General features: G+C 68.1%; 12 protein-coding genes. 4 read left to right on the forward strand and 8 right to left on the reverse strand.

The features are described 5' to 3' along the window. Positions 1 to 173 precede the first annotated feature (173 nt). From IEQ11_RS12585 to IEQ11_RS12600, 4 genes are all read left to right on the forward strand, one after another. Positions 174 to 1979 carry a copper resistance system multicopper oxidase gene (locus IEQ11_RS12585; protein WP_191820650.1) on the forward strand — a complete coding sequence of 602 codons (1806 nt, stop codon included), beginning with the start codon at positions 174 to 176 and terminating at the stop codon, positions 1977 to 1979. Beyond that, positions 1976 to 3007 carry a copper resistance protein B gene (locus IEQ11_RS12590; protein WP_191820651.1) on the forward strand — a complete coding sequence of 344 codons (1032 nt, stop codon included), beginning with the start codon at positions 1976 to 1978 and terminating at the stop codon, positions 3005 to 3007. The genes IEQ11_RS12585 and IEQ11_RS12590 overlap by 4 nt, the downstream gene beginning before the upstream one ends. A gap of 298 nt (positions 3008 to 3305) precedes the next feature. Next, on the forward strand, positions 3306 to 3734 hold the full coding sequence (locus tag IEQ11_RS12595; RefSeq protein ID WP_046656654.1) for a hypothetical protein: 429 nt from the start codon (positions 3306 to 3308) through the stop codon (positions 3732 to 3734). A 130-nt stretch (positions 3735 to 3864) separates the two neighbouring features. Next, positions 3865 to 5079, forward strand: a complete 1215-nt coding sequence (locus IEQ11_RS12600; protein ID WP_191820652.1) for an NAD(P)/FAD-dependent oxidoreductase — start codon at positions 3865 to 3867, stop codon at positions 5077 to 5079. A gap of 51 nt (positions 5080 to 5130) precedes the next feature. Here IEQ11_RS12600 and IEQ11_RS12605 read toward each other — a convergent pair whose 3' ends face one another. The 8 genes from IEQ11_RS12605 to IEQ11_RS12640 all read right to left on the reverse strand — a co-directional run bounded on the left by IEQ11_RS12605 (position 5131) and on the right by IEQ11_RS12640 (position 18433). Further along, positions 5131 to 9186 carry an ATP-binding protein gene (locus IEQ11_RS12605; RefSeq protein WP_191820653.1) on the reverse strand — a complete coding sequence of 1352 codons (4056 nt, stop codon included), beginning with the start codon at positions 9184 to 9186 and terminating at the stop codon, positions 5131 to 5133. A 10-nt stretch (positions 9187 to 9196) separates the two neighbouring features. Continuing rightward, entirely contained in the window at positions 9197 to 9844 is a 648-nt protein-coding gene (locus IEQ11_RS12610; RefSeq protein ID WP_046656657.1) for a response regulator, read from the reverse strand. A gap of 800 nt (positions 9845 to 10644) precedes the next feature. Then, entirely contained in the window at positions 10645 to 11379 is a 735-nt protein-coding gene (locus IEQ11_RS12615) for a YiaD family glycine zipper/OmpA-like lipoprotein (protein ID WP_036103981.1), read from the reverse strand. A 294-nt stretch (positions 11380 to 11673) separates the two neighbouring features. Then, the gene (locus tag IEQ11_RS12620) at positions 11674 to 13143 is read right to left on the reverse strand and encodes a WS/DGAT/MGAT family O-acyltransferase (protein WP_036103982.1); all 1470 of its coding nucleotides are present in this window, start codon (positions 13141 to 13143) and stop codon (positions 11674 to 11676) included. A gap of 148 nt (positions 13144 to 13291) precedes the next feature. Then, positions 13292 to 14722, reverse strand: a complete 1431-nt coding sequence (locus IEQ11_RS12625) for a cryptochrome/photolyase family protein (protein WP_191820654.1) — start codon at positions 14720 to 14722, stop codon at positions 13292 to 13294. Between the two features lie 185 nt (positions 14723 to 14907). After that, a complete protein-coding gene (locus IEQ11_RS12630; RefSeq protein ID WP_191820655.1) occupies positions 14908 to 16557 on the reverse strand; it encodes a S8 family serine peptidase in 1650 nt (549 codons plus the stop codon). A gap of 258 nt (positions 16558 to 16815) precedes the next feature. After that, a complete protein-coding gene (gene alr, locus IEQ11_RS12635) occupies positions 16816 to 17907 on the reverse strand; it encodes an alanine racemase (RefSeq protein WP_191820656.1) in 1092 nt (363 codons plus the stop codon). A 187-nt stretch (positions 17908 to 18094) separates the two neighbouring features. Next, positions 18095 to 18433, reverse strand: a complete 339-nt coding sequence (locus tag IEQ11_RS12640) for a glycine zipper 2TM domain-containing protein (protein WP_096414605.1) — start codon at positions 18431 to 18433, stop codon at positions 18095 to 18097. Between the last annotated feature and the right edge of the window lie 538 nt (positions 18434 to 18971).

Raw genomic sequence — 18971 nt, forward strand, 5'->3', positions numbered from 1 at the left:
CTCGCCCGGTTTACGACTCCGCGCAGATTTCACGCAGCCTCGCGAGGGTTCTCGCGACCCTGCACGCGTCGGCGTCGTTCGTTCGCGCACCTTGACGACCATCCATTCGGGAACGGGTCGCAGCCTGCGCACATCGCGAGACATTCGCGACTCTTCCAGTTGTAGGAAGCCCAATGAACAGATTTTTCTCCGACGACGGCGGCGCATCGATCGATGCCGGCCGTCGCCGTTTCGTCACCGGCCTGGCGGTCGGCGGCCTCGCCGCGGGCAGCGGCCTGTGGCGTTCGGCTTATGCCGCGCCCGCGCTGGCCGGTGCGCCGCAGGTATTGAGCGGGACCGAATTCGATCTCTCGATCGGCTCGTCGCTGGCCAACTTCACCGGCAATACGCGCCCGGCGATCACCGTCAACGGCAGCCTGCCCGCGCCGATCCTGCGCTGGCGCGAAGGCGATACGGTGACCTTGCGGGTCGCCAACCGGCTCGCCGAAGGCATGAGCTCGATCCATTGGCACGGCCTGATCCTGCCGGCCAACATGGACGGCGTGCCGGGCCTGAGCTTCGACGGCATCCATCCGGGCGAAAGCTACGTGTACCGCTTCCGGGTCGGGCAATCGGGCACGTACTGGTATCACAGCCATTCGATGTTCCAAGAACAGGCCGGGCTGTACGGCGCGATCGTGATCGATCCGCGCGAACCGGCGCCGTTCCACTTCGATCGCGAGCACGTGCTGCTGCTGTCGGACTGGACCGACATGGACCCGGCGGCGCTGTTCCGGCGCTTGAAGAAGATGTCGAGTTACGACAACTACGCCAAGCGCACGGTCGGCGATTTCATGCGCGACGCGCGCGAACGCGGGCTGGCCGCGACCCTGCGCGATCGCGGCGAATGGGGCCGCATGCGCATGACCCCGACCGATCTGTCCGACGTCAACGGCAACACCTACACCTACCTGCTCAACGGCGCCGCGCCGGCCGGCAACTGGACCGGGCTGTTCCGTCCGGGCGAAAAGGTGTTGCTGCGTTTCATCAACGGCTCGGCGATGACCTACTTCGACGTGCGCATTCCCGGCTTGAAGATGACCGTGGTCGCCGCCGACGGCCAGTACATCCATCCGGTCACGGTCGACGAATTCCGCATCGCGGTGGCCGAAACCTTCGACGTGCTGGTCGAACCCGCCGGCCAGGACGCGTACACCATCTTCGCCCAGGACAACGGCCGTACCGGCCATGCGCGCGGCACCCTGGCGGTGCGCGAAGGCCTGCAGGCCGAGGTGCCGCCGCACGATCCGCGGCCGTTGCTGACCATGGACGACATGGGCCATGGCGGCATGAGCGGCATGGATCACGGCGCGATGGGCGGCGGCGGTCACGACATGAGCAAGATGAAAGGCATGGAAGGCGGTTGCGGCGCGAATATGGGCATGGCCGGCATGGATCGCGGCGCGATGCAGCACGGCGCCGCGGCCACGCCCGCCCAGGGCGACGAACGCCTGATCGACATGCGCGCGATGGCGACCTCGCCCAAGCTCGACGATCCGGGCATCGGTCTGCGCAACAACGGCCGTAAAGTGCTGACCTACAGCGACTTGCGCAGTGTGTTCGACGATCCCGATGGTCGCGAACCCAGCCGCGAGATCGAACTGCACCTGACCGGCCACATGGAGAAATTCGCCTGGTCGTTCGACGGCCAGAAATTCATGGGCGCCGAGCCGATCCGCCTGACCTACGGCGAGCGCATGCGCATCGTCCTGGTCAACGACACCATGATGACCCACCCGATCCATCTGCACGGTCTGTGGAGCGACCTGGAGAACGAGGCCGGCGAATTCCAGGTGCGCAAGCACACCATCGACATGCCGCCGGGAACGCGGCGCAGCTACCGCGTGCGCGCCGATGCGCTCGGCCGCTGGGCCTACCACTGCCACCTGCTGTACCACATGGAAGCCGGGATGATGCGCGAAGTGAGGGTCGAGGAATGAACACGATGCCGTCCCTTCCCTATCGCGCGCTCGCGTTGAGTCTGGGCCTGGCCTTGGCCGGCGCCGCGCAGGCGCAAGGCCACGACCATTCGAAAATGGATCACGCCGCTCATCAGGCCGCGCAGAAGCCGCCGGCGAAACCCGCGGCCGCGGTCGATCACTCGACGATGGATCATTCGAAGATGGATCACGCCGGCATGGGCGACACCAAGCCCGCCGCGCCCGAAGCCAAGCCCGCGCCGATGGATCACAGCCAGATGGACCATTCGCAAATGGACCATTCGCGGATGAATCAGGCAAAGCCCGCCGCCAGCGAACCGCGCGAACCGATCCCGCAGCCCACCGACGCCGATCGTGCCGCCGCGTTCGCCCCGATCAAACTGCACATGCAGCACGCGCCGGAGTTCAATCATTACGTGTTGATCAACCGTCTCGAAGCGGTCGACGCCGAGCACGGCAACGCGCAAGCCTGGGAAGGCCAGGCCTGGTTCGGCAACGACACCGACCGGCTGTGGCTGCGCAGCGAAGGCGAGCGCGAGGACGGCCGCGTCGAATCGGCCGACCTGGAAGCGCTGTACGGCCGCGCGATCTCGCCGTGGTGGGACGTGGTGGTCGGCGCCAAGCACGATCTGCGTCCCGAGCATGGGCAGACCTGGGCCGCGTTCGGCGTACAGGGCATGGCGCCGTACAAGTTCGAAATCGCGGCGACCGCTTACATCGGCGAAGCCGGCCGCACCGCGTTGAACTTCGAAGCCGAGTACGAACTGCTGCTGACCAACCGGCTGATCCTGCAGCCGCTGATCGAAGTCGATCTGTACGGCCGCGACGATCCGCAACGCGGGATCGGCGCAGGCCTGAGCACGGTCGAAGCCGGTCTGCGCCTGCGCTACGAGATCACCCGGCAATTCTCGCCCTACCTCGGGGTGACCTGGGAACGCGCGTTCGGCGACACGGCCGATTACCGACGCGCCGCGGGCGAAGACAATAACGATGCTCAGTTGGTCGCCGGCGTGCGCGTGTGGTTCTGAGCTGGGCGATTGGCGATGCGCCGAGTTTGCTCGGGCCCGGGAGCCGAGGCCCGGCGATGGCTCGGCCGTTGCGGATCGACGCGGCGCGGGCTCTCGCGCAAAGCGTGAACGCGGGCAGGTTGTTGCTTGCGTGAGCGCTGTCTCTGCCGCGTCCGGGCTCGGGTCCGGACGCGGCGGTGTGTCGTATCTGCCTGAATTTACGGGCGCTTTGGCTGAACGAAAGCGCGCGCGGGTTCAGCCCGACCGGCCGACAGGCTATGATTCGGCCAGGACGAACCGGCCTCACCGAGGAGCCACCATGTCGATCAACTCCAAGGCCCGCCGCGACGCCAAGAAGCGCAAAATCGCCAAGGCCCGCAACGCGCCGTTGCCGGGCCCCAGCATCGAACCGCATGCCGAACTGCGCGACGCCCAGGGGCGTCTGCTCGGCGGCATCGTGCGCCGCGAAGGCGAATGGACCCTCGGCCTGGGCGGCCGCATCGTCGGCGGCTCCGACAGCGCCGCGCGGGTGCTGGCCCTGCTCGAACGCGCGGCCGACCTGCACCGTCGCGACGGTCTGGAGGTCCGCCTGGGCTGCTCGAGCGCGCTGCGCGCCGCGGCGAACACCGAGGTCGCCGAACGCGGCATCAGCTTCGAACAGTTCCAGCTCGAACTCGAAAAGGAACTCGCGATCGATCCCTCGCCCGGCCTGCACGTGGTGCAGCCGATGAGCGAAGTGCGTCACTGAACGCTTCACCGTAGTCGTATCGCGTCGATCGGAAGCGCGATCGGCGACGCGCAATCACCCTGCCGTTACGCCGCGCCGGGTTTGCTAGGGGCATGACCTACTCGCCCCCTATCTCATTGCATTTGACTCCGTGGACCTGAAAAGCGGCTATCCCTTCTGGGCGATCCACAATGGCCTGATGCACGCGTTCCCGCGCCTGGAGCGCGATCTGCGCTGCGAGATCGTGGTGATCGGCGGCGGCATCAGCGGCGCCTTGATCGCCGACGAACTGGCCGCGCACGGCCACGACGTGGCGGTGATCGAACAACGCGATATCGGCTGGGGCAGCACCGCCGCCAGCACCGCGTTGTTGCAGTACGAAATCGACACCCATCTGATCGACCTGTGCAAGCAATACGGCGAGGCCGACGGCGCCCTGGCCTATCGCGCCTGCGCGCAGGCGATCGACGATCTGGGCGAAGTCGCGCGCGGTCTGCGCGATGTCGACTTCCGCCGCAGCGCGAGCCTGTACTACGCCAGCAAGCCCGGCCACATCCCGGTGCTGCGCGAGGAAGCCGCGCTGCGCAGCCGGCACGGCCTGAGGCTGCGCTGGCTGGAAGCCGATGCGCTCGAATCCGACTACGGCCTGCGGGCGCCCGGCGGCATCCTCAGCGAATGCGCGGCCTCGGTCGATCCGTATCGCATGGCCCAGCGCCTGCTCGCGCGGCTGCAACGCAATGGCGCCCAGGTGTTCGACCGCACCAAGGTGGCGACGATGCGCACGACTCAACGCTCGGTCGAACTGCGTACCGACGATGGCCTGCGCGTGCGCGCCGAGCATGCGGTGATCTGCGCCGGTTACGCCGCGCAGAAGTGGATCGACCAACGGCTGGCGCGCAATCGCAGCAGCTACGCCTTCGTCACCGATCCGCTGCATAAGGACGAACTGCAGGCGCTCGACACCACCATGGTGTGGGAATCGGCGCGACCGTATCTGTATATGCGCAGCACCGGCGACGGCCGCTTGGTGGTCGGCGGCTGCGACGATGCGATCGATCTGCCGGCGCGGCGCGATCGCCGGGTCGAGTCGAAGGCGCGGGAGTTGGTCAAGAAAGTCGGCCAGCGTTTCGCACGCCTGCAATTGAAACCCGCCTTCGCCTGGGCCGGCACCTTCGCCGAGACCGCCGACGGCTTGCCCTGGTTCGGCCCGCATGAGCAACACGGCCCGCGCGTGCAGTTCGCGATGGCCTATGGCGGCAACGGCATCACCTACAGCATGATCGGCGCGGGCCTGGTGCGCGCGCGGATCGAGCGCCGCCAGCATCCGCTGGCGCGGCTGTTTTCGTTCGAACGCGGCGAGCGCTGAAGCGACCGGCCCGCGGTTTGGATCGGGCGCGAAGCATCGCGCCGCCGGGGTTCAAAGCGTCGCCGCCAGCCGTCCCTGCAAGCCGCGCACGCCGCGGGTGAAAGCGGCCACCGCATGATCGAGATCGGCCACCGCCTCGCTACGCAGTTGCGCTTCCAGTTGCTGGCCGATCCGGGCCAATCCGACATCGAACAAGGCGATGCTGCCGACCGCGCGATGCACCGCGGCGGCCGCGGCCTGGCCGCTGCCGCTGGCGATGGCCTGATCGATGCGGGCGAGATCGCGCGGCAGTTCGCGCAACAGCACCGGCACCACTGGCTGCAGGCCCGGCGCGACCACGAGCGCCGGCGCGGCGTCCGCGGACGCGGTCTCGCCCGGCCCGTCGCCCGCCTCGGCCGGCAGCCAGCGCTGCAGGGTTTCGCGCAACTGCGACAGATGCACGGGCTTGATCAGATACGCGTCCATGCCCGCGGCGATGCATTGATCGACTTGCTCGGGCAAGGCGCTGGCGGTGATGGCGATGATCGGCAGGCGCGATCCGCCGCCGCGACGCGCGCCGGCGTCGCGTTCGCTAGCGTTGTGCTCGCGAGCGCGAATCTCGCGGGTCAGGGCGTAGCCGTCGACCAGCGGCATCTGGCAATCGGTCAACAGCAGGTCGTAGCGTTGCCTGGCTAGCGCGGCCAGGGCCGCGTTGCCGTCCTCGCACAGATCGCAGCCATAGCCCAGCTGCGCGAGCTGGCGGCGGATCAGTTCGCGATTGACCGCGTTGTCCTCGACCACCAGGATGCGCGCGGCGCGCGTCGCTTCGATCGCGGCGGACGGCAGGCGCTCGCCATGGCCTTCGCCGGCCGGATCGCGACACCAGGCGCAGGCGCGCACGACGTGCAGATGCAACAGCGGATTGGCGTCGATGACGCAGTCCGCCGCGGCCGCCGAATCCGGCTGGCGCACCACTCGCACCGTATCGGCGATCTCGCCGTCGACGAACAACAGCTCGACCGCGTCACCGGGTTCGACCTGGTGGCCCAGCGCCGCCAGTTGCTGCCGCAGCGCATCGGCGCGGCGCGGATCGCGCACGGCGACCGCGACCCGCAGCGGCGGCGGATCGGCGACGGACAGCTCGGCCCGGCACAGCGGCAAGCTGGCGATCACCCGCGTGCCCTCGCCTTCGCGGCTGTCGATATGGATCGACCCGCCCATCAACTCGACCAGGCTGCGGCAGATCGACAGGCCCAGGCCGGTACCGCCGAAACGGCGCGAGGTCGAATCGTCGGCCTGATGGAACGGCTCGAACACGCGCGCGACCTGTTCGGCGCTCATGCCGATGCCGGTGTCGCCGATCTCGATGCGCAGCCGCGCGGACGGCGCCGGACCGCCCTCGCCCGCGGACGCTACGGCGTCGTCCAGGCCCATCGTCAGCCACACGCCGCCGTGCTCGGTGAACTTGACCGCGTTGCCGAGCAGGTTCAGCAACACCTGCCGCAGCCGCATCGCGTCGCCGAGATAGCAGCGCGCGACCGCGGCGTCGATGTGCACGTCCAGGCGCAGGCCTTTCTTGCGGCAGGCCGACGCGGTGTGCATGGCGACCGTGTCGGCGAGCACGCGCGGCTGCAGCGGCGCGTGTTCCAGGCGCAGATGACCGGCCTCGATCTTGGACACATCGAGAATGTCGTCGAGGATCTCCTGCAACGAGCGCGCCGAGTCCTGCATATGCCCGAGCAGGACCTTCTGGTCCTCGTTCAAGTCGGACTGGCCCATCAGTTCGAGCATGCCGATCATGCCGCCCATCGGCGTGCGGATCTCATGGCTCATGGTCGCCAGGAAATTGGATTTCGCCCGCGTCGCCGCCTCGGCCTGTTCCTTGGCCGCGGCCAGCGCCTCGGCCTGGGCGTGGGCGTCGGTGATGTCGACGAAATAGCCGGCGTAACTGGCCTGGCCGTCCTCGTCGTCGGGTTGCGGACGCTGCGGCAGCGCGCTGACCCGCACCCAGCGGATCGAACCGTCGTCGGTCAACACGCGAAAATCGGCGCTGATCTCGCCGCGGGTCAGCGCGGCGTCCGCGATCGCCTGGCTCAGGCCGCGCCGATCGGCGGGATGGATGCGCGAATAGATCAGCCGCTCCTCGGCGACGAGGCGCTCGGCGTCGACCCCGAACAGCAGTTCCGGTCGGCCGGTCAGATAGGGAAAACGGATATGCCCGCTGGCGCTGCGCTGGGCCTTGAACACCACGCCGGGCAGATTCCCGGCGACTTCGCGCAGCTTGCGGTCGGCCAATTCGCGACGGCGCGATTCCTGGCGCAGGCGCAGGTAGAACGCGCTGATCGCGGCGATCGCCAGCAGCGAACCGGCCACGATCAAGATCACGTTGGACCAGGCCAGACCGTAGTTGTAATCGGCGCTGATCCAGTGCGTGTGGATGCGCTGGCGCTCGGCTTCCGACAGGCTCGACAGTTGCCGGTCGATGATCGGAATCAGCGGCGCCAGGCGTTCGTCGACGACGAAGGCGATGTCCTCCTCCATGCCCGCCGGCGCGACCTGGAACGAACGCGGGTCGAACTGGGTGTTGATGACCTGATCGATCACCGCCAGATTGCCCACATGCGCGTCGACCTTGCCGGCCGCGACCAGGCGCAGGCCCTCGGCGTGGGTGGTCACGCCGACCACGCGCGCGTCCGGCGCGGCCTTGAGCACCGCCGCGCCGATGCGATGCAGCTGATTCACCGCGACCCGCTTGCCGGCGAGGCTTTCCATGCCGATCGCGGCCGGGTTGTCGTGGCGGGTCACGATCACCGTGGGCATGCGATCGACCGGCTGGCTGTAGACCCAATGCTCGCCGGGCAAGCCGCCGATCGGTATCAGGGCGATATCGGCGGTGCCGGTCAGCATCGCGTTGGCCACGCTCTTGTAGCCGTTGCCGAACACCGGTTCGAACTGCACCCCGAGGTGCTCCTCGACCATATGGATGTAGTCCGGCAGGATGCCCTCGGCCTTGCCGTCGCCGTCGATGGTGCTCAGCGGCGCGGAATTGTCGGCGATCGCGACGCGCAGCTTGGGTTGCTTGCCCAGCCATTCGCGCTGCGCGTTGGTCATGCCCGCGACGCTGCTCTCATCGAGTGCGTCCTCGCCCAGCCACTGCGTGCGCAGGCGCTGTATGCGTTCGGGGTCGCGCTTGAGTTCGGCATCGATCTGGCGCAACAGCGGCAGTTGCGCGTGCGGCGCGGTGAACAGCAGCGAGATCACCGGCTCGCGTATCGCCGCCGGCAACTGATCGGTGGCCAGCACGTTCAGATGCGGGTAGCGCTCGTGCTCGAGGTGCCAGCGGATGATCGGCGGCGTATCGAAGTACAGATCGGCGCGGCCCTCGTCGACCAGGCGCAGGGCTTCGCCGACGTTGGCGACTTCGATCAGGTGCGCCTTCGGAAACCAGTCCGGCGCCTGCACCTTGATCTGCGAGCCCTTGAGCACCGGAATGCGCATGCGCTTGAGGGTTTCGCTGTTGATCACCCGGGTATCGGCGCTGTGACGCACCGCGTACACGCCCAATTGCAGGTAGGGATCGGTGTAGGCGATGCAGCGGGTGCGCGCGGTGGTCAGGGTCACGCTCATGGCCAGGTCGACCCGGCCCTCGCACATCGCCCTGGCGATTTCGTCGACATTGGCCAGCGGCACGTACTTCAACCGGATGCCCTTGGCGCCCAGGATCTCGCGGATCAGCGCCACGCTCATGCCCTGCGGCTTGCCCTGGTTGTAGTCCGCATGCGGCATCGCGCCGTAGGTCGGCACGGCCAGACGCACGACGCTCGGCAAGGTCGGCGCGCGGGGCGCGTCCGCGGCCCGTTGCGCGCTGGCGGGCACCGCCGCGTTGGTCGCGGCTTGCGCGTTCGGCGCGGGCGCATCCGCCGCGACCGCGACACCGACCGTGTTGTCGGCGCCCGGCTGCGACGACGCCTGCGGTGCATGCTGCGCTTCCAGCGGCGACAGCCCCAGGCACAGCGTGCACACCACCGCGCAGGCCCAGCGCCGCCACCGCGCCGACGGCGGGGCCGTCGTTGTCGCGGTTTGCGGCGTCGCGGCCGAAGCCGCTTCGATGTCGGGCCCGCGCGGCATCTCTAGCGACTCAGGACACCAGGCCCATCGAGCGGGCGTAGTCGTAGATCTCCAGATCGTTCTTCAAGCCGAGCTTGTCCATCGCGTCGGTCTTCTGCCGGCTGATGGTCTGCTTGCTACGATGCAGTTTGGCGGCGATTTCCGAGACCGAATTGCCGGCCACGAACAAGCGCAGCACCTCGGTTTCGCGCGGCGACAGCGCCAAGTGTTCCTCGCGTTCGCCGCCGCTGCCCTCCAGCACGCCGCGCAGCGCTTCGCCGTAGTACTCGCGGCCCTGCATCACCGAGCGCACCACGTTCGGCAATTCGGTCGCCGCGGCGGCCTTGTCGAGCAGGCCGCGCACGCCGGCGTCGGCGATCGCGCGCAGCACCGGCACGTTGCTGATCATGGTCAGCACGATCACCGGCAGATCGGGATAGCGGCGGCGGATCATGCCGATCAGGGTGAGCCCGTCGCCGGCGCGGCTGCCGGGCATCGAGAAATCGGTGATCAACAGATCCAGCTGGGTTTCGGCCAGCAGGTTCAGCAGTTCGTCGGCGTTGGCCGCCTCGGCCACCACCTTCCAGTCTTCGTTGAGACCCGAAGCGGTTTCGAGCAGCGCGCGCACGCCGGCGCGAACCACGGGATGATCGTCGGATAGGGCGATGCGCAGACTCATGCAAGGCTCACAGTGAATTGTCTTGAAGGATGACCACCCGCCGGATCGCCCGGTTTTCGATTCGACATCCCGATCAGGGGATTCGAAGCGCCGACTCCGCGGCGACCGTCGTTGATCCGGTTGGCGCTGTTGACACGGTGCTGCGTCCGACGCGTCCCCCCGCTCCGCCTGCGCGCCGCGCATGCCCGGCCTTGACGACCGTTGCGATAGCGGGCTGGGTATGGCGCGCTGCGACTGCGGTGGCTTGCCTTATCGCCTGCCCGCCTCGATCGAAGGTGGCGGACTTACCTCACTCATCGCGGCTTGCGCATCAATCAGGACACCATCAGCGGGCATTTGCGGCACATTGCGTATAAGCCGCAGGCATAGGCGTGGGCGGCGGCGATGAATGGGCGGATATGACGGAGTCCTGGAGCGGCCGGGCGATGGCGGATCAACAGGGCTAATCGTGGATTCCGTTCGCGGGCGGACATCGGTGGCCGAAGCTCGATACGGCGGCCGCTGCGGGCTCGTCGCCCGCGCTCGATGCGACGCATGCTTATGCGGCCGCGCTGCGGTCGCATGCTGAATGCGGTGAAGTTCGGGTTGGCGGCGATGAGGGGTCGACCGATAAGGTCAGCCGCTGGTCGCGATGGCCAGGATCCGTTGGGCCGACCGCTCCGGTTGCCGCCGGCGCGTGGCGCGGCGGTGCCATGCAAAAAAACGGGCCGCATGCGCGGCCCGTCATTGTGCTTCGACGATGGGGTCTGGCCGCGACGGACGTTGCGTCCGCCGTGGCCGAAGCTCATGCCGCGATCAGGTCACGAACGAACCGGGACCAGGGTGATCTCGACGCGGCGGTTCTGCGCGCGGCCGGCGTCGGTGTCGTTGCTCGCGATCGGACGGGTCTTGCCGGCGCCGGTCAGGATGAAGCGGTCGCGCACCAGGCCCTTGGACATCAGGTAATTGCCGACGCTCGCGGCGCGCTGCTCGGACAGGCGCTGATTGACCGCGTCGGTGCCGATGCTGTCGGTGTGGCCGGCGACTTCGACGATGGTCTGGTTGTACTCGGTCAGGGTGCTGGCGACGTTGTCGAGCACGCCGTAGAACTGCGGGTCGAGGTTGGCGCTGTTAAAGGCGAAGGTGATGTTGCTGGGCATGTTCAGGGTGATGTTGTCGCCCTGACGGACCACGTCGACGCCAGTGCCGGCCATGCGGTCACGCAAGGCGCGTTCCTGACGGTCCTGGTAGTTGCCGATCGCGCCGCCGGCGAGGCCGCCGACGCCGGCGCCGATCAGGGCGCGCTGGCGGCGTTCGGTCGCATCGTCGCCGCTGAGCAGGCCGGCCGCGACACCGGCCAGCGCGCCGATCAGGGCGCCCTTCTGGGTGCGGTTCATGCCGCCCTGCTGCTGCGGCGGGTTCTGGCCCTGCGGGTACTGATTATTGGGGTAAGGCTGTTGCTGGCCGCCGTAGTAGCCGCCACCGCCGGTGGCGCAGCCGGCGAGCAGCGCGGTCATGGTGGCGGCCGCAAGCGCGAGCTTGAGTTGGGTCTTCATCGGGAATCCTCGTCTGTGTGGCGGAGCGCACCCAAGCTAATCACGTCGCCGTGGGGGACGAGTGACGAGGCCGGTCGCCTGTTCAGGCGACGGCAGGCGTAAACCGTTTTCAGGCGTGTCGAAGGGCGCGCGGGTTGTGCGGGCGCTGGCGGCGGCCTGGATCGACCACGTCGTGTGCCGCCACGTCCTGTACGCCCTGCCCGCGCACCGACACGGCGCGAGCACGGTGCATCCGCCAAGGTCGACCGGCGACAGACGGGCGTCGCCGGTGACTGCGAACGCTGCCTTCAAGCCTCAGGCGATCAACGCATCCGCGGCGTCGGCATCCAGGGTCACGTCCCAGTTGCCCATCAGCGACAGGTACAGCAGTTTGTCGAACTCGGCGCCGAAACGGCTGATGACTTCGTCCGGATCCGGGATCAGCTTGCCGTCGGCGATCAGGCCGAAGTGGACCCGGCCGTTGTAGCTCAGGATCGAGATGCCCACGCCGATCGAGCCGGTCTGCGGCACCCAGAACATCATCTCGTCCAGGCGGCAGCCGGCCATGTACAGCGGCTGCTGCGGACCGGGCACGTTGGTCGCCACCGCCGTCGCCTTGCGGCTGAACAGCTCCAGCGCCAGCCCCTGGACCTGGGCCGGCGCCATGCCGAGCGCGGCTAAAAGTCCAAATGCAACAATGGCTTGGCGTGAATTCTTGAGATTATTCATGCACTCGGCGACGCGCTCGACCCGGCGGATCGGATTGCTCTCGCCGACCGGCAGGTCCAGGAACACCAGGCCGAAATGGTTGCCGAGCTTACGCGCGTGTTCGAGCGGACGCAGGTTGACCGGCACGGTCGCGCGCAGGGTCAGCCCGTCGACCTGATCGCCGCGCTCGATCATGTAGCTGCGCAGCGCGCCGGCCGCGGTCGCCATCAGCACGTCGTTGACGGTGCAATCGCAGGCGCGTCCGACCGCCTTGACCTCTTCCAGGTTCAGCGGCTCGGCCCAGGCCACGCGCTTGCTGACCCCGAGCTTGCCGCGCAGCATCGACGGCGGGTCGTCCGACAGCGACAACGCATGCAACAACTCGCGCGCGATCTCGCCGCCCTCCTTGGCCAGCATCGCGGCCAGGGTCGGGTCGCGGTACATCTCCATGCCCTTTTCGATCGCGCGGCTGCCGAGCTTCATGTAGCGATCGACCGCGCCCACGCGCCGCGCCACATCGGCGCCGTCCTGCTTGAGCCAGGCATGGGCCAGATCGCTGCCCTTGGCCGGTTGCGCGGTGGTGTCGGTCAGCGACAGCAGCACCTGCACCAGGGCGATGCCGTCGGCATAGCTGTGGTGGATGCGCGCGACCAGTGCCGAACCGCCGTTGTAGCGTTCGACCAGATGGAACTGCCACAGCGGCCGGCTCGCATCGAGCGGACTCGACGCGAGCTGGCTGACGAAACGCTCCAGCGCGCGCTTGCCGCCGCGCCCCGGCAACGCCGTGTGCTGGACGTGCCAGTCCAGTTCGAAATCCTCGTCGGTCTGCCAGTACGCGCCGGCCGCGGTGTCGACCGCCTTCTGCCGGAACCGCGAATAGGCGAGAAAACGTTGCTTGACCACGCGCTTGAGCGCATCGACCGACATCGGCTCGGCGAACATCAACACGCCGGTGATCATCATCGGATTGGTCGGACGTTCCATCCGCAGCCAGGCCGTATCGACCCGCGACATCGCTTCGCGGCGCGCGCGCTTGCGCGATGGTGCTTCCGAACCGGCGTTTTCTGCAGTGGCCATGAGCCCTCCCAAGCGAGTCCAGCGAGTGAATCACGCGCTTGTTAGCGACGTCAACGCGGGAGAGCCGGGAATGGGGAATCGGGAATGGGGAATCGGAACAGCAAGAGCCAGCGTCCGATTCCCTATTCCCCATTCCCGATTCCCGGCTTCAATCGCGCATCTTCCGATACGCCGCCAGCGCCGCATCGCGCCCCGCCGCCAGATCGACCAGCGGTTGCGGCGGATAGTCGGGGGCCACGCGCTGCAAGGTGCGCGGTTCGCGCCACGGGGCGTGCCGCAGCGGCGCGGGCAATGGCGTCAGTTCCGGCACCCAGCGCGCGATGTACTCGCCGTCGGGATCGAATTTCTCGGCCTGGGTCACCGGGTTGAACACACGGAAGTACGGCGCGGCGTCGGCGCCGGTGCCGGCCACCCATTGCCAGCCCAGGGTGTTGCTGGCGAGGTCGGCGTCGACCAGGGTGTCCCAGAACCAGCGCGCGCCATGACGCCAGTGATAACGCAGGTGCTTGGTCAGGTAGCTGGCGACGATCATGCGCACGCGGTTGTGCATCCAGCCGGTGGCCCACAGCTCGCGCAGGCCGGCGTCGACGATCGGCACACCGGTGCGGCCTTGTTGCCAGGCCTCGAGCTTCGGCTCGGACACCTTCGCCCAATCGAAATCGATGAAGCGCGGGTTGAAGTTCTGTTCCGGCGTGTCCGGAAAATGGTGCAGCAGGTGATGGGCGAATTCGCGCCAGCCCAGTTCGCGCACCGCCGAGTCGACGTCGCCGGCATTGGCCGCGGTGCGGTGCTGGCGCAGCACCGCGGCCGCTCGCCACGGCGCGATTTCGCCGAAATGCAGATGCGGCGACAAACGCGAGGTGCCGACCCGATCGGGCCGGTCGCGTTGTTCGCCATAGCCGCGCAAGGCGCCGTCGACGAAGACCTCGAGCGCGGCATGCGCGCCGGCTTCGCCAGGCGTCCAGTGGTCCCAGAAACCGTCGGCCCAATCGCGCCGCGGCGACAGGCGCAGCGCCGTCAGCGGCACGCCCTCGGGCCCTTCGCGGGTGCTCGGCAGCGAGGCCGGCGGTTCCCACAAGGGTTCGTCCTTCCAGTTCGCCAATGCGCTGCGCCAGAACGGGGTGAACACCTTGAACGGTCCGCCCTGCTTGGTGCGCAAGGTCCACGGTTCGAACATCAACGCGCTGTTGAAGCTTTCGACCTCCAGGTCCATGCGCCGCAGCGCCTGCTTGATCCTGGTGTCGCGTTTTTCGATGTAGGGCTCGTAGCGGCGATTCCAGAACACCGCCTTGGCATCGGTCGCCAGCACCAGCGATTGCAGCGTGGCCAGGCTGGGACCGAAGAAACGGCGCAGGTGCGAGCCGCGTTTGCGCAGGTCGCGATCGAGCGCGTCGAGCGAGCGATGCCGCCAGGCGTCGGAGGCGGCGCCGGGGCGCCAGCTGCCGTGCTCGTCGGGCGCATGGATGTAGATCGGGACCGGGATATAGCCCGCGTCCAGCGCGGCGCGCAGGGCCGGGTTGTCGGACAGGCGCAGGTCGTTGCGGAACCAGACCAAGGCGATGGCGTTGGTATCGGGCATCGCGACGACCGTGATGGAAGAGACCGGCAGTATGCCGTGTCGTCGGCGCGCGTGGTCGGGACGTGGATCGTGGCGTGGGGCGCGTGTTCGGGCCGTGCACGGATGCGGCAGCCCTCGCCCGCCCCGCTGGCTCGTCGAACCCCTCTCCCCGCGAAGGGAGAGGGGCCGAAGCTTGGACTATGGGTTTACTGCGACTGCAACTCGGCGATCGCGGCCGGGATTTGCACCAGTCCCCAGCCGGTGTTGTTGTCGCGGCCGGCCGCGTCGATGTCGAGCGCGGAGGTTTCCAGCGCCTCGAGCACCTGCTGCGCGGTCGCGGTCGGCTTGCTGCTCCACACCACCGCGGCCGCGCCGGCCACGTGCGGGGTCGCCATCGAGGTGCCGCTCTTGTTCTCGTAGGCCACGTTGCTGAGCGACGGGGTGGCGTCGACGGTGGCGGTCTGCCCGGCCAGGCTGGCGATGATGGTTTCGCCGTCGGCCTTGCTGATGCCGACCGCCGGCAAGGTGCTGGTCACCGGCTGCGGCGGCGTGGCGGTGTTGAAGAACGCGGCCGACAAGGGGCCGTCGACGTTGTTGTAGACGACCATGGCCAGGCCGCCGCCGGTTTTGACCCGGGTGACCTTGTCGTTGAAGGTGTTGGTGCCGCGCTGGCACAGCACGACCTTGTTGCGCCAGGTCGACGAAGAGGCCGTGCACAAGCCGCCGTTGACCCAGCCGGCGCTGGCGGTGGTCTGCCTGGAACCGGCGATCGGATTGGCCGCGAACTGGCTGTTGCCGATAACCAGCGGATCGTTGGCCAGCGGCGTGGTGCTCAAGGTGTCCACGCCCGGGCCGGCCAGTTCGACCTCGGCGTTGAACTGCGAGAAGCTGGCCTTGACGTTGTTCTGGTCGACCGCGGCCACCGACACCACGCTCGGGTAGGAGGCCGGATAGCTCAGGGTCGCGTTGCCGTCGTTGCCGGCCGCGGCGATGCTCAGCACGCCGTTGTTGGCCAGGGTCTGGAACGCGTTGCGTTCGGTGGTGGAGCTGTTGGCGCCGCCCAGGCTCATGTTGATGACCTTGGCGCCGGCGCTGGCGCATCGCTGCGCCGCGTCGACCAGGGTCGAGCTGTAGGTCCACGAGCACTGGCCGTGGCCGCTGCCGTTGTAGCCGTTGCTGCCGAAGATCTTGATGATGTGCAGCGAGACCTTGCCCGGGCTGACGCCGACCACGCCGGTGGCGTTGTTGGCCGCGGCGATGGTGCCGGCGACATGGGTGCCGTGGCTGCAGGTGTCGGTGTTCCAGCCGGTCGGGTAGCCGGTCAGGGCGACGCCGGCGAAATCCTCGTGGGTGGAATTAATGCCCGAGTCGATCACGCAGACCTTGATGCCGGCGCCGGTCGCCGCGCCCGCGTCGATCGTGCCGTCGCGGTTGGCGTCCCACGCGTCGCGCGCCTGGACCTGGTCGATGCCGTAGGGAACGCTCTGCGCCATCGGGTAGCGCGGGTAGTCGATCTCGACCGACTCGACGTCTGGATTGGCGCGCAAGGCCTTGATCGCGTCGGCCGACGGCAGGGTCAGCACCGCGGCATTGAGCTTGTCGAACTGGAAGTTCACCGTCGCATCGCCGGCCTTCGAGGCGGCCAGCTTGTTGCGCAGCGCGCTCACCCGCTGCTGCAGGCTGAGCGGAATGGCGCTCGCGCTCTTGCCCAGGGCGCCGGCGGCGGTGTTGTTGTTCTGCTTGAACTTGACCCACACGCGGTTCGGATTGGGCTGTTCCTGCGCCATCGACGTCGCGGACGACACCATCGCGGCCAGACCCAGGCCCAGCGCGCATACCAACTTGCTCTGCTTCATCGATCCCCCTGCTTGCAACCATGGGCCTGACTCCGGGCGGAGCGGCCGCCGGCGCGCATTGCGCGCCCGACATGGGTGCAAACGGGTCGACGGTTGAGCACCCCTACCCAGAAATCGGATTTTCAGACCAATCCGAGCACCACGAGGCACAAAAGACGGACCTGATGCACAGAACGTGCATGCATCGCAGGTATCGAGTGCGCCCTGCCCGCCGCAGACCGGACACGGGTCCGGCGACGGCGGACCAAACCGGCAGGCTCAGCTCTCGACGAAACGGACCCGGCGCGTAATCGAACAGGTCAGCTCGTAACCGATCGTGCCGCTGACCTGGGCGATGCGTTCGACCGGCAGCTCCGGCCCCCACAGCACCACCGGATCGCCGACCTTGGCCTGCGGGATGCCGCGCAGGTCGATGGTCATCAGGTCCATCGAGACCCGGCCGATGACCTGGGTGTCGTGCCCGGCCACGCGCACCGGCGTGCCCGAGGGCGCGGCGCGCGGGTAGCCGTCGCCGTAACCGATCGCGGCCACGCCGATCAGCATGTCTTCCGGGCATACCCAGGTCGCCGCGTAACCGATGCGTTCGCCCTTGCGCACCGCGTTGACCGCGATCAGGCGGGTCGACAGGGTCATCGCCGGACGCAGGCCGAAGTCCTCGCCGTTGCGGCCTTCGACCGCGCTGATCCCGTACAGCAGGCCGCCCGGACGGATCCAGTCGGCATGCGCGTCCGGCCAGCCGAGCACCGCGGCCGAATTGGCCAGCGAGCGCGCGCCGGCCAGGCCTTCGATCGCGGCGGCGAATGCGCGCTGTTGTTCGCGGGTCTGGCGGCTGCCCGGCGAGGCGGGGTCGAATTCGTCGGAGCTGGCGAAATGGTTCATCAGCACGATGCCGTCGGCGACGCTGGCCGCCGCGCTCAGTCGCGCGTGCGCCTGATGCACCTGTTCGGGCGCGAAGCCGAGCCGGTGCATGCCGGTGTCGACCTTGAGCCAGCAGCGGATCGGATCGCCATCGCCGGCCTGTTCGAGCATCTCGACCTGGCTGATGTGGTGGACCACGGTTTCGACCCCGAGCCGGCGCAGTTGCGGCAGGTCGTCGGCTTCGTCGAAGCCCGACAGCAGCACGATCGGCTGCGACAGCCCGGCCGCGCGCAGGCGGTCGGCGTCGGACAGCGCGGCCACGCCGAAGGCGTCGGCGCCTTCGAGCGCGCGGGCGACGCGTTCGAGCCCGTGGCCGTAGCCGTCGGCCTTGACCACCGCCATCACCCGGCTGTGGGGTGCGAGCGCGCGGGCCTGGGCGAGGTTGTGACGCAGGGCGTCGGTGTGAATGAGTGCGGAAGTCGGTCGTGCCATGGCGCACATTCTAGCGAGACGGCTTCGCGCGCCGATGAGGCGAATGTGAAGTGCCGGGATTGGGGATTCGAGATTTGGGATTCGGCAAAGCGGTTCGTGGCCGATCCCAAATCCTGCGCCCCAAAAGAAATCGGGACTGGCTTTCGCCAATCCCGAATCTCGAATCTCGAATCCCGAATCCCAGCTTTTAATCGCAACGACGCTCGATCACGGTCTCGGTCTTGTTCTGCTGGTTTTCCTGGATCTTGCGTCCGGCGAACGCACCGCCGACCGCGCCGGCCGCGGTGGCCAGCTTCTTGCCATTGCCGCCGCCGACCTGATTGCCCAGCAGACCACCCGCGACCGCGCCGATCGCGGTGCCGGCTATCTTGTGCTGGTCCTTGATCTGCTTGGGACGCTGCACTTGCACGTCGTAGCAACGCGGCGTCTTCGACTTGGAAGACTTGCTCTGCGCGGTCGCGGCGCCGGTCACCATGACGCAGGACATCAGCGCGGCGGCGATCACGGATTTGAAATGGGTGTTCATGGACTCACCGATTGGGTTATGGGCAACGGTCACCATGCGCCGCGGCTTGTCATGAGAACGTCAAACCCCATTCGGGCGCCGCGGGCACTGCCGAGCGATCAGGCTAGTCCGCGACAGCTGAACGGGCGCATGCCCGCGCCCGCGGCCGCGAAACCGGCGAGGCGGAGCGTGCGCGGCGTCAAGGATCGCGGGGTTGCCGGCCATGCAGTGGGATGCGGTCGCGATGGCCAGCGCGAGGCGGCAAGCGAATTGCGCGACACCTGCGTACGACGCACCTTTGTGATTGATCGGCGTTGCATGGCGACCCAGACGACGTCATCGCGCCGCGATGGCCGTCGGTACCGCGGCGGTCTTCCGCGCAAAGGAACTTCAATCCGAGCGTTCTTGTTCAGTGCTGGCCAACCTGCATCTCCCGAGCGAGAGCCTCGCGCTGACGCCGCTCGCACCAGCGACCTCGTGGCGTCTTCCACTGCTCCATCGGCGACGTGGTCCACCTCGCCCATGCACACAAGCATCGCGCTTCGAACGCAGTCCGCAT

Source organism: Lysobacter capsici (assembly GCF_014779555.2).
GTDB lineage: Bacteria > Pseudomonadota > Gammaproteobacteria > Xanthomonadales > Xanthomonadaceae > Lysobacter > Lysobacter capsici.

Coding starts and splice junctions, on each gene's coding strand:
- IEQ11_RS12585 (WP_191820650.1), top strand. CDS start 174: ATGAACAGATTTTTCTCCGACGACGGCGGCGCATCGATCGATGCCGGC.
- IEQ11_RS12590 (WP_191820651.1), top strand. CDS start 1,976: ATGAACACGATGCCGTCCCTTCCCTATCGCGCGCTCGCGTTGAGTCTG.
- IEQ11_RS12595 (WP_046656654.1), top strand. CDS start 3,306: ATGTCGATCAACTCCAAGGCCCGCCGCGACGCCAAGAAGCGCAAAATC.
- IEQ11_RS12605 (WP_191820653.1), bottom strand. CDS start 9,186: ATGCCGCGCGGGCCCGACATCGAAGCGGCTTCGGCCGCGACGCCGCAA.
- IEQ11_RS12610 (WP_046656657.1), bottom strand. CDS start 9,844: ATGAGTCTGCGCATCGCCCTATCCGACGATCATCCCGTGGTTCGCGCC.
- IEQ11_RS12615 (WP_036103981.1), bottom strand. CDS start 11,379: ATGAAGACCCAACTCAAGCTCGCGCTTGCGGCCGCCACCATGACCGCG.
- IEQ11_RS12620 (WP_036103982.1), bottom strand. CDS start 13,143: ATGGCCACTGCAGAAAACGCCGGTTCGGAAGCACCATCGCGCAAGCGC.
- IEQ11_RS12625 (WP_191820654.1), bottom strand. CDS start 14,722: ATGCCCGATACCAACGCCATCGCCTTGGTCTGGTTCCGCAACGACCTG.
- IEQ11_RS12630 (WP_191820655.1), bottom strand. CDS start 16,557: ATGAAGCAGAGCAAGTTGGTATGCGCGCTGGGCCTGGGTCTGGCCGCG.
- alr (WP_191820656.1), bottom strand. CDS start 17,907: ATGGCACGACCGACTTCCGCACTCATTCACACCGACGCCCTGCGTCAC.
- IEQ11_RS12640 (WP_096414605.1), bottom strand. CDS start 18,433: ATGAACACCCATTTCAAATCCGTGATCGCCGCCGCGCTGATGTCCTGC.